The 14,455-nt window shown below is 66.4% G+C and carries 8 protein-coding genes; 6 read left to right on the top strand and 2 right to left on the bottom strand.

Translation table 11 applies throughout. The annotated features are described in order from the left end of the window. Positions 1 to 86: 86 nt before the first annotated feature. Positions 87 to 1,058: a hypothetical protein gene (locus AC3ERS_RS10465; RefSeq protein WP_431966189.1), complete on the bottom strand. Its 972-nt coding sequence runs from the start codon at positions 1,056 to 1,058 to the stop codon at positions 87 to 89. On the opposite strand from AC3ERS_RS10465, the gene AC3ERS_RS10460 reads away from it, so the two are divergent. Then, positions 974 to 1,291: a pentapeptide repeat-containing protein gene (locus AC3ERS_RS10460; protein ID WP_431965998.1), complete on the top strand. Its 318-nt coding sequence runs from the start codon at positions 974 to 976 to the stop codon at positions 1,289 to 1,291. The two genes, AC3ERS_RS10465 and AC3ERS_RS10460, sit on opposite strands and share 85 nt — an antisense overlap. Positions 1,292 to 1,397: 106 nt before the next feature. Then, entirely contained in the window at positions 1,398 to 2,975 is a 1,578-nt protein-coding gene (locus AC3ERS_RS10455; protein WP_431965996.1) for a serine/threonine-protein kinase, read from the top strand. On the opposite strand, the gene AC3ERS_RS10450 is transcribed toward AC3ERS_RS10455, so the two are convergent. Next, the gene (locus AC3ERS_RS10450) at positions 2,972 to 3,856 is read right to left on the bottom strand and encodes an SDR family NAD(P)-dependent oxidoreductase (protein ID WP_431965994.1); all 885 of its coding nucleotides are present in this window, start codon (positions 3,854 to 3,856) and stop codon (positions 2,972 to 2,974) included. The genes AC3ERS_RS10455 and AC3ERS_RS10450 overlap by 4 nt on opposite strands. A 62-nt stretch (positions 3,857 to 3,918) precedes the next feature. Between AC3ERS_RS10450 and AC3ERS_RS10445 the strand changes: the two genes are divergently transcribed. The 4 genes from AC3ERS_RS10445 to AC3ERS_RS10430 all read left to right on the top strand — a co-directional run bounded on the left by AC3ERS_RS10445 (position 3,919) and on the right by AC3ERS_RS10430 (position 14,428). Next, positions 3,919 to 4,536 carry a TetR/AcrR family transcriptional regulator gene (locus tag AC3ERS_RS10445; protein ID WP_431965992.1) on the top strand — a complete coding sequence of 206 codons (618 nt, stop codon included), beginning with the start codon at positions 3,919 to 3,921 and terminating at the stop codon, positions 4,534 to 4,536. Between the two features lie 1,068 nt (positions 4,537 to 5,604). Beyond that, a complete protein-coding gene (locus AC3ERS_RS10440) occupies positions 5,605 to 8,844 on the top strand; it encodes a hypothetical protein (RefSeq protein WP_431965990.1) in 3,240 nt (1,079 codons plus the stop codon). A 3-nt stretch (positions 8,845 to 8,847) separates the two neighbouring features. Continuing rightward, entirely contained in the window at positions 8,848 to 13,347 is a 4,500-nt protein-coding gene (locus AC3ERS_RS10435) for a hypothetical protein (RefSeq protein WP_431965988.1), read from the top strand. Positions 13,348 to 13,357: 10 nt separating this feature from the next. After that, positions 13,358 to 14,428: a serine hydrolase gene (locus AC3ERS_RS10430; protein ID WP_431965986.1), complete on the top strand. Its 1,071-nt coding sequence runs from the start codon at positions 13,358 to 13,360 to the stop codon at positions 14,426 to 14,428. Positions 14,429 to 14,455: the final 27 nt, after the last annotated feature.

The following is a 14,455-nucleotide window of genomic DNA, read 5'->3' as shown; positions in this document are numbered from 1 at the left end:
AGCGGGACGGCGCTCGCCGATCGTCATCGAGCCGGGACGCTGGAGTTCCTGCGTTCTGCTCCCTTGCGCGCCGCACGGAGGGGAGATCAGTTGAGGCTGCGCAGGTGGCGGACGAACGCCGCCGCCTCGGTGGCGTATTTCGAGCGTCGGCGGGCGATGTCGTCGTGGTCGAGGATGTCGCCGGTACAGGTGGCGAGCGCCGCGATCAGGTCGGTCTCCGTGGTCGCGGCGCGAAATGTCAGCACGCGGTCGGCGATTTCGCGGGCGCGCAGGATGTCCAGCCGCAATGTCTTGTAGAGCAGGGCGTCCGACGAGAAGTGTAGGGCGTGCGGAAAGGTTTTCGTCTGCGAGTCCGGCCCCCGGTACCAAGCGATGAAGACGCCGTTGTCGCAGATCTCGTGGCGGGTCACCGCGCTCTCTTCGGCGAACACGACGTCGATCGGACAGATGTCGCGGCAGTCGAACAGTGCGACCAGAGCGGTCAGCAGCGAATCGCGATAGTCGCGGATCATCTCTTCCATCGGTACGCCGCGCAGGCGGGGTAGCAGCCGCCGGTCGGCGACTCGTCGCCGAACCGCCTTGTCGAAGGCCGGTGAGATCATCCGCACCACAACCTGATCGGGCGGATTGTCGCTCTCCCGCAGCCTGGCTGGGACGTACCACGGGTTCGGGCCACTGCACGCGTAGAAGGTGGAACCCGCCATGGCTTGCTGCATATCACGGTTGAAGACCGGATCGAATCCTGTTGTGGCCGGGTAGGTGCGCTGTGGTAGGTAGGTCGAGTTGGCCTGAAAGGCGCGATCGATGACCTGATCGGACATCGCCGCGAACGATTCCCGCAGCGTCGCCTGCACGGTTTGGTCCTGGGAGCGTGTCGCGATGAGCGCGAAGAAGGTCGCGAAGATCGCCGAGGCAACCAGGTTCAAGCCGATAGCGGAAGCGATCTCGCGACCGGTGAGACTCTCGTCCAGCAGTGCCAGGAAGATGCCCACCGCGAACGTCACCACGTAGGCCAGGGCGATCGCGTAGAGCATCACTTTCTTCTGGAGTGCACTCACCCCTCGATCCTGCACGAGAACACGACGCGCTGCCGACAGTTCGGTCGCGGAATGGGGCGGCGTTGCTGCGCGCGGTGCTCGATGTCCCTGGCGGGGTAGTGATCGGACCGGGTGCCGATCCCGCGCGCGCGAGGTTGGCCGGGGTCGAGCTCGCGGGGGCGGATCTCACCTCAGTCGATCTGATGTCGGCCGACATGGTCGGAAGCGACGCGCTGGGGCTGGTACCTCGATGACGTCCGCGCCCGCTCACGCCCCATCGGCGGCGGCCGGTATCGGCTCAACCCTCGGGCGCTCTGTCACGGTCGTGCGTCGGTGTGTTCCGGACGATATGGTCGGGGTATGTCCGGGCAGCGCGGCGGCGGCTCGTTCGGGAACTACCACCTCGAACGGTTGCTGGGGCGTGGCGGTATGGGCGAGGTGTGGTTGGCGCGCGACCGCAGCGGTGCCAACGTCGCACTGAAGGTGTTGTCCACGACGTATTCGGCGGATCCGGCCTATCAGCGTCGCTTCGAGCGAGAGGCACGGCTGGGAGTGCAGTTGCGCAATCCGCACATCGTGCCCATTCGCAACTTCGGTGCGGTCGAGGGGCACCTGTTCCTGGAGATGGCCTATATCGAGGGCGTCGATCTGGCCACGCGGCTGCGGTCGGGCGCGCTCGCACCGGACCGGGCTGTAGAGGTCATCGCCCAGGCCGCTGAGGCACTGGATGCCGCGCACGCTGCCGGGCTCGTTCATCGGGATGTGAAGCCGGCCAACATTCTCGAGCACACCAGCGGTTTCGTCTATTTGATCGACTTCGGCATCGCCCGGGGCGCCGATGGCACCGCGATCACCGGCACCGGCCAGGTCGTCGGCACGTTGCAGTACATGGCGCCGGAACGGTTCGACGGCACGCTCGACGCCCGCTCCGATATCTATTCGCTGGCCTGCGTGCTCTACGAAACCCTCACCGGACGCCTGCCCTACGGCGACGGAAATCCGGCACAGCAGATGCGCGCGCACCTGGTCTCCACACCACCGCAGGCCTCGCGTGCCGCCGCTGGCGTCCCCGCCGCACTCGACGCCGTGATCGCCCGCGGCATGGCCAAGGATCCGCGCGACCGCTACGCCACTGCGGGGGAATTCGCCGCCGCGGCACGCGAGGCCCTCGGCCTGCCTGCGCCGGCCCGACCACCCCCACCGGTGCTGCACCAGGCCGCGTCGAATACGCGCCCCGCGACTCTCGTCATGACCGCCGTGGGCCCGACAGCGACCGAGAAAGTGGCGACCGAGAAACGCGAGTCCCCGCCATTCCCGCCCGCGCCACAGCCCGATCATCGGCGAAGCCCTTCGAGGTGGATTGCCTTCGCCGCCGGGGCAGCCGCCGTCGTCGTGGTGGCACTGTGGCTGCTGGCCGGCGGCATCGACATCGGGTCCGCCCCGGGTCCGAACACGACGACCCCCGAAGCCGCCGCTCCGGCGACGACCGCTCCGCTGCCCTCTCCGGCCGAGGCACCGCCCCTCGACACAGCAGGCACCGTGCGAGACGGAAATTTCGCGTTCACCGTGACCGACACGGTTTCCGGCGTGCCCATCAGCGGCTCGGCTGCCGCGGGCGGTTCGTACACCATCGTGACGTTGACGGTCACCAATGTGTCCGATCACCAGCAGGCTTTCACCGTCGCTGATCAGCGCCTGGTCACCGCCGGTGGCCGCTCGGTCGCACCCGAGGTCGCCGCGACCGCCGAACTCAACCCTTCCGGCACCGACCCGATCGCGCTCGATCCCGGCCGCACCGCCACGATCCGGCTGGCCTTCGACCTTCCGGGCAAAGACAAAAAGAACGACAAGAAGAACGACAAGAAACAGGACGCTCCGAGCCACCTGGAGCTGCACGGCGGCCCGACGACCTCGGGCGTGATCGTGCCCATCCGCTAGCCGCCCAGGAAGCGCTGGGTGGCGTCGTAGACGTCGCGTTGGTAGGCACGATCGCGGGAGCGGGCCGAGGACAGCTCGACACGTCCGGTGTCCACGGCGCGGACCGCACGGATATAGCTGCCGCTGGGGTGTGCGGCGGGGCGGGTGGCCGTGGCGACCACCGTGCGCGCGGGCCGCTCGGGGGAGGACATCAACGGTGCGCCGACGAGGCCGATCAGGTGCAGCGGACCGCCCGCACTGCGCTGGAATCCGGTGCGCACGACCCCCGGATCCACCGCGTACACCGCGATCCGGTCACGCCACCGTTCGGCCAGCGCGTAGGTGTAGGCGAGGTTGGCGAGTTTGCTCGACGCGTACGCGCGCATCTGCGTCCACTCTCCCGGAAGCGCCCAGTCCTGGATCGGGCGGGCCCGCGCTTCCAGGTACGAGGTCATCATGATCACCCGCGCTGGTGAATTCCCCTGTTCACCAATCGGTTTCAGGAGCGATTCGAGGCCGCGAGTAAGTCCGGCGACCGCCAGGTGATTGACGGCAACGGTCCGTTCGACGCCGTCCACGGTGAGGCCGTGCCGATCGAACGCGGCGCCCGCGTTGTTGACCAGGACGCTGAGGCCGTCCGGCGCGGCGCGGTGCACCTGATCGACCAGTCGCCGCACCCCCGAACGTGTTTCGAGGTCGGCATCGACGGGAATCAGGCCGCCCGGCACGTCGCCCATGCGCGCTGCCGCGTCTTGCGCACGCTCCGCGCTGCGCCCGTGCACCAGGACGGTCCAGCCGAGCCGCGCCAGCGTGCGACCAACCGAAAATCCGATACCGCCGGTCGCTCCGGTCACCAGTGCGGTCGAAGCCGAGGGGACCCTCAATGGATTCGTTGTGTCCATTGCTCTTATTCTCGGAGCACAGAATGGAATGACAATACCAAAATCGAGTCCGGAGAAGTCCGATGCCCGCGTCCCCCGACACCCTGACCGCCAAAGGACTACGTAGCCGCGCCAGGATCGTCGACGCCGCCACGCGCCTGATGCTCGCGAACGGTGCGCACGACACCACGATGGAGGCGATCCAGCACGAGGCGGGCGTCAGCGCATCGCAGCTCTATCACTACTTCGACAACAAACGGGACCTGCTCGCGGCGGTCATCCAAGCGAGCACCGAGGTCGTGATCGCCAACAAGTGGCTGCTCGATATGCGCTCGCTACACGATCTGCGCGCGTGGCGGGATGCGGTGGTCGCCGCGGCGCGCGCGACCGGCTGTCGCACCGGGTGTCCGCTGGCCTCCTTCGCCGAGGACATCCCCGATACCGACCCGGAACTCCTCGAACTGGTGGCCGCCGGATTACGCCGCCTCACCGCCGCCGTCGCCGACGGCCTCACCGCCATGCGCGATGCGGGAGAACTGCGCCCGGACGCCGATATCGACCGCCTGGCGCTCGTCGTCGTCACCGCCTACGAGGGTGGCATGCTCGTCTCCCGGGCCCAGCGCGAACCCGCTCCGCTGGAGGCGGCGCTCGACGCCGCCGTCGCCTGTGTCGAGACACAGGCCGTTCGCACGGATCGGTGACGTCGAACGGATCGCGGCCCCAACGACAGCCCACACCGACCCCACGACCACCTACTTCGCAAGACGACCTAGGCCGTCAGTCGTGTCATCCGCGGCAGGCAACGCCGCCTGACCGCACCTCACCACAGGTGCAGGAAGCTCCGGACGTCGTCATAGCCGTCGAGGGCCCGACCGTCCACGTCCGACGGGTCGGCCTCGGCACGCGCCGTCAGTGACTTCATCAGTGCAAGGGGCTTCCTCGCTGAGATGCCCGAAACGCCGAGCGGTGTGTCCGAGGCACAGGCCGGCCAGGCCGAGCAACGGACTACCCGGCACAGCCCGTGTCCCGACCTGCACGCACCAGTGCTCGACGAACTCCACATCGTTACGTCGCCGAAATCGAGTAGCGCACTACTCAAGTCAAACGTGTTCCGTCGCGCGTAGCTTCGCCATCGGCGAGGACCGGCAGGGCAGGAGGGGCCGATGGACAGCTTCTATACCGTCATCCGTGGCGACACATTGTTCGGCATCGCGCAGCGGTTCTACGGCGACGGCAACAAGTTTCCGATCATTGCCCGAGCGAACGGCATCGCCGATCCCGGCCGGATCTTCCCGGGGCAGGTGCTGCGGATTCCGGACCTCACGCCGCCGGATCCTGGGCCGGGTCCCGACCCGCAAGAACCGCCCGACCCGGTCGAGTTCCGGTTGCTGCGGCCGGCGGACCTGTTGAACGTGCAGTGCGTCGCGATCGGGTGCCGGGTCGTCGCCGACGGGGCCGCTCCCACGGAGCCGTTGGCGCGGCACACTGTCGTCCACGGCGACAACCTCTGGAATCTGGCCGTCCACTACTACGGCGACGGCCGGTTGTATCGGCTGATCGCGGAGGCCAACCATATCCCGAACCCGAGCCTCATCCGCCCTGGCCAGGTCCTGATCATTCCGCGGCGGCCAGGCCCGCCACCGCCTCCTCCGCCGGTGACGCACGTCGTAGTCGCAGGGGACACGCTGTGGGATCTGGCTCAGCGCTTCTACGGAAACCCGTTCCGGTATCGCGAGATCGCCGCCGCCAACCACATCGCCAACCCGTCGTTGATCTTCCCCGGCCAGGTCCTTGTCATCCCCGGCATCGGCGGCCCCCCGCCGCCGCCAACGGTTACCCGTCTGGTCGCCGTTACCGACAACGCACATCTGATCGTCACCTTCGGCCCGCAGAACGTCTATGAAGAGGCAACGCTCGACGATCCGCTGCACCAGCCACCCAATACCCCTGATGTTGCTCGGGCACGCGCCGCCACCGATTCGCGCGTGGTGTTCGAACTCCACAAGAAAACAGAGATTCCGTTCACCGTGTCCGGGGTGTTGAAGGCGTTGAGCACGCTCGGTCTGCGGGTGCCGCCGCTGGCGGTGCCCCGACTGGAGGCCAACCAACAGCGACCACCCGAGGCGCTGGTGCCGCCCGCGGCACCCAAAGACGACCAGACGGCGATCGAGGCGCCGTATCGGCTGATCGTCTCGCCGGACGTGAACGGCGGTTTCACCCACGCGGCCGATGCCGCAACGGCGCCAAGCGATTCCAACCGGGTCGAGCTGTGGCACTCTCGGTTGGGAGTGCGCCGGATTGTCGACGGCAAGTTCGTCGGTGTCGACGAGAACGACGACAAGCTTCGAACGGTCCGTGCCGTGTGGACGCGGGACGACGACGACACCCAGGACGCCGACCCCGACTACGGCTCGCTGACGCCGGCCGACAGAAGGGCCATTGTCCGGCAGACCGCGAATCCGAAGCCGAACGACGGCCAGACGGTCATCGAGCCCGAACCACTCACGGTCGAGAAGCTGTTCCTTTCCGCGCTGGGCGCGTGGGTCGACTGGCGGGTGGCGTGGCCGCGGTCGGCCGAGTACACCGGGTTTCACTTGTCGGCGTACCGCCATCTGGCGCCGATGGGCCGCGACAGCTACGTCCGCGTCGAAACACCGATCTACCTCTTCCCGTTCGGACACCGCGGCACGCTGGTCAAGCTCACCGAGCGCAGGATCAAGGCGGCCGACGGTGATCAGGCGGCGCACCTGTTCAAGCGTTATTTCATTGTGCTGCGCGAGCACACGAGGAGTTACGAGAACGAGCGACTGAACCGGCTGCCGTTCAAGAGGGTATCGATCGACCCGCTGGTGTCTCCGGACATCAACCAACCGCCCGACCCGGCGACGACGTCTTTCGTGCCCGAAGTGGGGGCCGACCAGTATCTGTGGAAGATCACCGCCGTCGACTGGGCGGACCGCGTGATCACCATGGCGACAGCGCTTGTGGCCGTGCCGGAGGGTGCCCCAGGGGGCGCGCTGACAACGTGGAATGACGAAATCGCCAAACACAAGTCGATTGACGTGGGCGGTGTCGAGGTCGCTTTCGCCAAGGCGAAGACCCCCGGCGACACCACGGCTCGGCTACAGTTCCTCGACCTCACCGGCGACCCCTTCCCGCTCACCAGCACGCCGTGGATGGTGAAGGCGCACATCACGATTCCCGCTCTGGCGACCGTGAATCGGGGCGGTGGTCCTGTGGCCGTCAAGTACGAGGACGCGTACACGGCCGCCGGCTTCGAGAACGACGATCCGGCGCAGATCTTCTTGGTCCTCGACCAGGAGAACAAGCTGAACTTCTCCGGTGGCAGCGACCGCGGCGGCGGATTCGTCGAGCCGAACGTGGCGATCAACGCGATCTCGCGTACACAGGGTGCGGTCGGTGACAAGGGCGCACCCAACGGCATCAAGGACAACAAATTCAATCCCGGCGCCTTCCTGGGCCAAGCGCTGCCGAAGTTGTTCGGTCTGTTCGACCTGAAAGACATCCTGCTCGAGGGCCGTCCGCTCAGCGAGGCCCCGAAGCTCATCGCAGACCAACTCGACTTCATCGGCTCCGTCGGCGCCGATTACGCAAACCTGGTCGCCGGGCTCCAGAAGGCGCGCGCGACGCTGGACGTCGACATCGCGGCGGCCACCACCGCAGGCGCCGAACAGCGGCTGCAGGCCCTGCGCAACCAGACGCAGCTCGCCATCGACAAGCTGGCCGCCAAACCCGTTCAACCGTTGGTCGATTCGCTGATCAAGATCGCCAAGGGCGAAGCGAACTCCGCCGGAAACCTGCCGTCTGAGCTTCAGCAAGCGTTGGGTGAGGTGAAGGCACTGACGGCCAACCAGTTCCTGCCTGCCTATCTGCGCGCGCTGATCGAGCGGCCGTACAAGGCGTTGGACAGCGCGTTGACACTCGCGCAGGGCAACAAATTGATCGAGGCGCTGAAGAATCCGCTGGAGGGGTCGACGGTCCGGTACGAGTGGACGCCGACGATCAAGGGTTGGGGACCGGCGCCGGGCGACGACAACCTCGTGTTCATTCCCGCAAGGCCGGACCAGGCCCTGACGATCGCCGTCGAGGTCCGCGTCCCGAAGGAGGGTGACCCGCAGTCCGACGTCAGTGCGCAGCTGCGAAACTTCCGGCTGCAGCTGCTGCCCGGCGCACCGCTGATGTCGATGACGTTCAGCCGCATCGGTTTCCGTGTCGCCACCGGGGGCAAACCCGAGGTCGACGTTCAGTTCGACAAGCTGGAGTTCCTCGGAGCGCTTGGCTTCATCGAGAAACTGCGCCGACTCATCCCGTTCGACGGCTTCGCCGACCCGCCGTACGTCGACATCTCCCCGGCGGGCGCCACCGCGGGGTTCGAGCTCGCGCTGCCCAGCGTCGCGGTCGGTGTGTTCACGCTGGAAAACATCGCGCTGTCGGCTGACTGCCGGGTGCCGTTCCTCGGCGAGGCCGTCACCGTTGGCTTCGGCTTCTGCAGCAAGGAATCCCCGTTCCGGCTGACGGTCATGGCGATCGGAGGCGGCGGATGGGTCGCTATCCGCTTGGCGCCCAAGGGCTTGGTGATGCTCGAGATGGGGCTGGAGGCCGGCGCGTCGCTGAGCGTCGACCTCGGCGTGGCCTCGGGTTCGGTGTCTGTGATGATCGGCGTGTTTTTGCGGCTCGAAGGCGAAAAGGGCCAGCTGACCGGATACTTCCGCATCCGCGGTGAGGTCGAGGTGCTCGGCATCGCGTCGGCGTCGATCACCCTCGAGCTGTCACTGACGTATGACTTTGCCTCGGGCAAGCTCGTCGGCCGGGCCAGCCTTCGGGTCGAGATCGAGATCGCGTTCTTTTCCGCGTCCGTCGAAATCACCTGCGAACGAAAACTGGCCGGCTCCAAGGGAGATCCGACGCTGGCCATGATCATGCCGCCGACCGAGGGTGGTCAAGCGATGTGGGATCAATACTTCTCAACCTTTGCGATCGGAGCGTAGGTTATGGCAACCACCCGGGTGATGACGACCGTCCTGCCGTACTCGGTCGACCCGAACGACCCATTCCACATTTCGCTGTACTTCACTCATCGGCTGGAGGGCGGCGGCACGCTCGCCGACTACGCCGTGATGGTCAACTGGGTGAAGTCGTTGCGTGAGGCGACGTTCCGGCTGCACACGGATTCGAGCCCGTCGGCCATCAGTTGCACGCCGCTGCTGAATCCGGATCCCGATCCACGCATCGTGCCGCCCAGTGAATCCGCCTGGGCAACAGCGTTTCCCGCGAGCACCAAGGTCCGCGATTTCCCGAAGCCGGTCGTGACCGAGACCCCATGGCGTTCGTACCCGGCGAACAGAATGCGCGACCACGCCCTCGACGCGCACTACACGTCGGCATGCTCGTGCCCGGTCAACCGTCCCAGCGTCGCCGGCAATCGATTGGCCGAAGCGACACTCGACGTGTTCAGAGAAGCCAGGCCCGGCAACGGTCTGATCGACGCGTTGAGCCGCTATCCGGAGGCCGTCGCCGGCCACCGGAACGACCTGACCGTCGGCCAGGACAACGCCTCCCGTGCGGCGATCGATCCGCCCCGTCCGACACCGGCGATCTTCGACCCCGACGCCGGTCCCGATCTTCACGTTTTCGATGTCGTGACGCCGCAACCCTGGCGTTCCCCCATCGAACTTCTGCTCGCCGATCGAACGCTCGATGCAGACATCACCGCGTTCCTGGACCGCCTGCTAGCCGAACCGCAACTGATCAACAGTCCCATGAAGCGAATGCTGGCCGACGTGCACGCCGCGCAGAAATACTACAACCGGCCGGAAGAGGCCAAGGAGTACAAGGACAAGCCCGTCGCAGGCCAGCCAGAACCGCCGCGCACACCGCACGACACCCCGGATTTCCACGAACGGGCGTCGTCGACGGCCAACGTTCCCACCCTCGCCCGCAAGCTGGGCTTCGTCGTCGACGTGCGGGTGCAGGATCTGGATGCCCTGCGCAACGCCACCCTGATCCGGTGCGATGTGATCGTCGACGGTGCCGAGGAGTACCTGTCGCCCGAAACGCATTGCATGACAGTGGGTTCACGCTTCCTGGCCAAGCCGGCCAGCGACCGGTGGCGCGTCGGGCGTCTCGGGCTGGGTGACCCAGAGCGGTATCGGGTGATGGATCTGGATCCCGATGCGGCCGGGCTGTCCCTCGAGCAACTGCTGCGCGACGTGGTGCGGGCGCTGGCGACCGAGGCCAACGGGGATCCGGCAACATTCGCCCCGGCAGCACTGCGGGCGACGGGATTCTGCCTCGCCGAGCTGAGTCGGCCCGACGACCTTCGGGTCCGGCTGCAACAGGCCCAAGATCTCGACCCGGTCGTGGAGGTGCCCGGCACCGCGCAGACGCGGCATCAATTCCACTTCGAGGGGCTGCATCGCGGCAACCGCGTCGAGGTGTGGGACGACGTCACCAAGATGTGGCATAGCCTGCACGAGCGGCGAGTGCGCGCGTCGTTCGACGACAAGTCCATCCTCGACGGCGTCCGCGACGTCGGCTACCTGCAGAACCCGCCGATGAATCGGGTGCCCGGCAACGCCAACAACCCGTACTACATCCACGAGGTGCTCGCAGGGTGGGATGGCTGGAGCCTCTCGGCGCCGCGGCCGGGGAAGATGATCATCCACCGCAACGGCAGGGAAGAGGTCACCGCGAAGCCGGAGGACGTCACCGACCAATCCGGCCAGCCACCCGGCATCGAGGTGCGGTCGACCGCCGAGACGAAATCGCTTCCGGCGCTGCGCTATGGGCGGAAGTATTCGTTCCGCATCTCGGGAGTCGACCTGGCGGGCAACAGCGTTCCCATGGATCCTCTCTCCACCGGTGAGCCGGCGGACGGGATGGTTGCGGCCGCGTCTGCCCATCTCGACGTGCTGCGCGCCGATGCCAGGCAACGGGAAGAGGCCGGCGTGTTCGTAACGCTGCGTACCGATCTCGCGCAGACTCGGGCGCCGCATCCCGAAGGCGTGCCCGGCGAGATCGAACGCGCGACGGCGTCGGCGGTCGAGCACGCGTTGTCGGGGCGGATGAACCCGCAGTTGGACATCGAACCCGAGAAGCTGGCCGGGCTCTTCAGCGACTCGGGTGATCCGGACACGGTGAGCACACCGCGACCGTTCTTCCGGTGGGACCCGATCCCGGCGCCGACGCTGGTTCCGCGGGTCGCGTACACGCCGGGTGAATCGTTGCAGCGCATGGTCATCCGCACCGGGCTGGTCGGCAGTCCCGGCCTGTGTCAGCGTCACGTGGTGCCGCCGAAGGGCAGCCAGATGGAGGCCGAACTCGACGGACGCTTCGACGCGTTGATGCGGGCCGGGAATCACACCCGCGCATATGCCGTCGCGCTCAAGGAGCGAGGCAACCTCTTCAATACCCGGATTCAGGACCTGAACTCCCCCACCGGAACCATCACGCAGCCGGGGATGGCGCTGCTGGCCACTCCGGGCGCGACCGATCTGGTGACGCTCGACGACCTTCAGGTTCCGAATGGACCGAACAGCCAGCCGGCCGAGGGCCAGTACGTCGTGCACGACGTCGACAATCTCGTGCTGCCATATCTGCCGGACCCGATGGCCGACGGTGTGGCGCTGGTGTTCTATGAGTCCGGCGCGGACCACCGCATGGCCAATCCCCGTGTGCTGCAGTCGGTCGTCATCCAGTACTCCGGCCAGTGGCCGGAGCTGCAACCTCTGCGTCTGGTGCTGCACAACGCTCCGCGGCTGGACGCCAAGCAGGACGGCAACGTGATCAACGTCGGCCTACCCCCGGGTGAGCAGGTGGCGGTGGCGTTCTCCACGACACTGGATGCCGAGCACCTGGAGAAGATGGCGCTGTGGAAGCTACATCCGGTGCAGGATCCGAATGTACCTGAGGCGGACCGGAAAACGCTCGAACAGGCCGCCCGGGACGGCTGGTTGTGGTGGCTGACCCCCGACGAGAAGCTTCGCCTGGTGCACGCCACCGCGCGGCCGGCGCGGCCGCCGGTGATCACGCGGCTGGTCGCAGAACCGCGCTCGGCGAACATCCCGACCGCCAATCTCGACGGTGTGATCGACGTTCACGGGGCCAGCACCGAGAAGGTCGAACTGCGTGCCCGGTGGGACGATCTGATCGACGATCCGGCCAGCGAGCAGCCCAAGGTCTCCACGTCGAAGGAGATCGTCGTCGACCATCGGATCGAGGAGCACGAGCGGTACTCGATGCTCACTTTGCAGCCGGATGCCGAAAACGTGGGGAAGCGGCGCAGCGAGGTCAACATACGGACCGCCATCCACAAGCTGCCGGACACCAAGGCACGCACGGTCAATTATCGGTTGTTCGGCACGTCGCGCTATCGGGAGTTCTTCCTGCCCAACGAACTTCCGCCGGCCGACGACGAAGCATCGGGCGGCAACGAGGTCGCGGTGAACATCCCAAGTAGCGCACGGCCCAGTCTTCCGGTCGTGCATTCGGTGATCCCGATGTTCATGTGGGAGCAGACGACCGAGCCCGAGCATCCGTTCGCGATCCGGCGGATCCGTCGCAGCGGAGTCCGCATTTGGCTCGAGCGCGGGTGGTATTCGAGCGGCGACGGTGAGCTGTTGGCCGTGCTCACCACCGGTGAGCCGGGACTCACGCCGGACGAGAAGGTCAGCCTGTGGGCGCGAGATCCGATCATCGCCGGACCCAAGATGACGAACACCTATGAGGTACCCGTTCTTCCGGCATGGCAGCAACGTGCCGCACAGCTGGCGTTGACACCGTTGGGCGAGCCGGGCCGGCCCGTGATGCATGTCGTCAGGCAACGCAAGTCGGACAAGTTCGCGGATCGGGACAAGGTCGTCAACGCGTACATGTTCCGGCCGGAGTTCCACGACGGGCGCAAACTGTGGTTCGTCGATGTGATCCTCGATTCGGGGAATGCGGTCTGGCCGTTCCTGCGGCTGTCGATGGCTCGGTATCAACCCAATTCGATTGTCGGGATGGAGTTCTCGGAGATCGTTGCGACGGACTTCGTGCAGCTTGCGCCCGAGCGGATCGCGACGCTGAGCCGGCCGGAGTCCGACGAAGTCCGAGTCACGGTCACGGGTGTGACCGCCGTGACGGCCGAGCCGGGCGCCGAGAAGCCGGTGAAGCCCACCGACACCGCGTCGCTGCGGACAGGGCTGACGAAGTCGCGGCGAGTGACGGCGACCCTGCAGGCGCGAGCCGCGGGCGCCAAGTCCGACCTCGATTGGACCGACGTCCGTTCCGTGGACTGCGAATTGGCCGGTGTCGACGCGACGTCGTTCAAGACTTCTTGGACAGGCGTGCTGAAACTGGAGCCCGCCGAGCAGCTGCTCACCCCGGGCACCTCGGACGACCTGCGTGTGCTGGTCGAGGAGTTCGAGAAGCTGGCCGCCGACCCGAAGCCCGGTGAGCAGACGCTGTCTACCACCGAGCGGCTGGTCTATGCGGATCACATCGCACTGTAAGGAGAAAGCCGTGGCAGAACCATTTCCCACACCGTTCGAGACATTGCTTGCCGACGACCCGGTGATGACGGTGTCGTTGCAAACCGCGATCGAAAAGGCACTTGTAGAATTCCCCAGCCTCGAGCGGCCGTTCCGAACCGCGATCTCGTTGGTTGCAGTGGATGAAACGACGTCGCCGACGAGCTTCCAGCACGGCGGGGTGGCGTTCGGGCGCACCTTCTTCTCCGCCAGCCTGCTCAAGGTCGCCGCGATGTACGCAGCCTTTCAGCTTCGCAAGCAGGTGAACGATTTCTCGGCAGAGCAGTCTCCCGGGACAGCGGCGGAATTGTTCAACGGTGTGAAGGCCAGTTTCGACGACACGATCGCGGATGCAGTACCTCAGGTGAACAGCACGCCGGGTATCACCCGAGACATGAAGGTGCCCAAGTACACCCAGATTTTCACGGCCGGCGATACGGGTGCCGGCCTCGTTGCCGATTTCACGAACACCTTCCGCACCAACATGCGCCGGATGATCGTCAATAGCGACAACGCAGCAGCCGCGGAGTGTGTGAAGGCGCTCGGGTACAGCTGGATCAACGGCACGTTGCAGGCCGGCGGATTCTTCTTCCCACCTGCGCGAGACGGAATCTGGCTGGGCGGCACCTTCACCGGAGCCTTTCCACCGGTGCGGATTCCGTGCGTGAACGACGTCGACACGGCCCAGGGGGCGAGCACCTTCGATGTCGCGAACATGTACGCGCACATCTTGAACGGCACCTTGGTCGATGCGGCCAGCTCCGACGACTTCAGCGCGCACCTGCAGGTGTCCGCGTCGGCCGGCGCGGACCCCTCGTTCATGGACAAGACTCGGCGACCGCAACTGCCCTTCCGCAACTTCTCCGTCACCCACACCAAGATCGGCAGCGGCCCCCTCAAGGACGGAAGGACCGTGCTGTCGGAGGGGACGGTGGTCGAGCACATGGGGACCGACCGCAGGTTCATCGCGGTGTGGCAGAACACCTTCAAGGACGACGATTCCGTGTTCGCCATGGGTTTCATCGTCGAGCGCGCCATCGAATTGTTCCTCGCCGGCCCCTGACCAGCCCGTCGACGGCAATCTCCCGTC

The organism is Nocardia sp. bgisy134, assembly GCF_057708325.1.
This window is presented reverse-complemented; position numbering and strand designations above follow the sequence as displayed.

Bases quoted from the DNA above. Each gene is read 5' to 3' on its own strand.
- AC3ERS_RS10435 (WP_431965988.1), top strand. From the start codon at position 8,848: ATGGCAACCACCCGGGTGATGACGACCGTCCTGCCGTACTCGGTCGAC.
- AC3ERS_RS10450 (WP_431965994.1), bottom strand. From the start codon at position 3,856: ATGGACACAACGAATCCATTGAGGGTCCCCTCGGCTTCGACCGCACTG.
- AC3ERS_RS10455 (WP_431965996.1), top strand. From the start codon at position 1,398: ATGTCCGGGCAGCGCGGCGGCGGCTCGTTCGGGAACTACCACCTCGAA.
- AC3ERS_RS10445 (WP_431965992.1), top strand. From the start codon at position 3,919: ATGCCCGCGTCCCCCGACACCCTGACCGCCAAAGGACTACGTAGCCGC.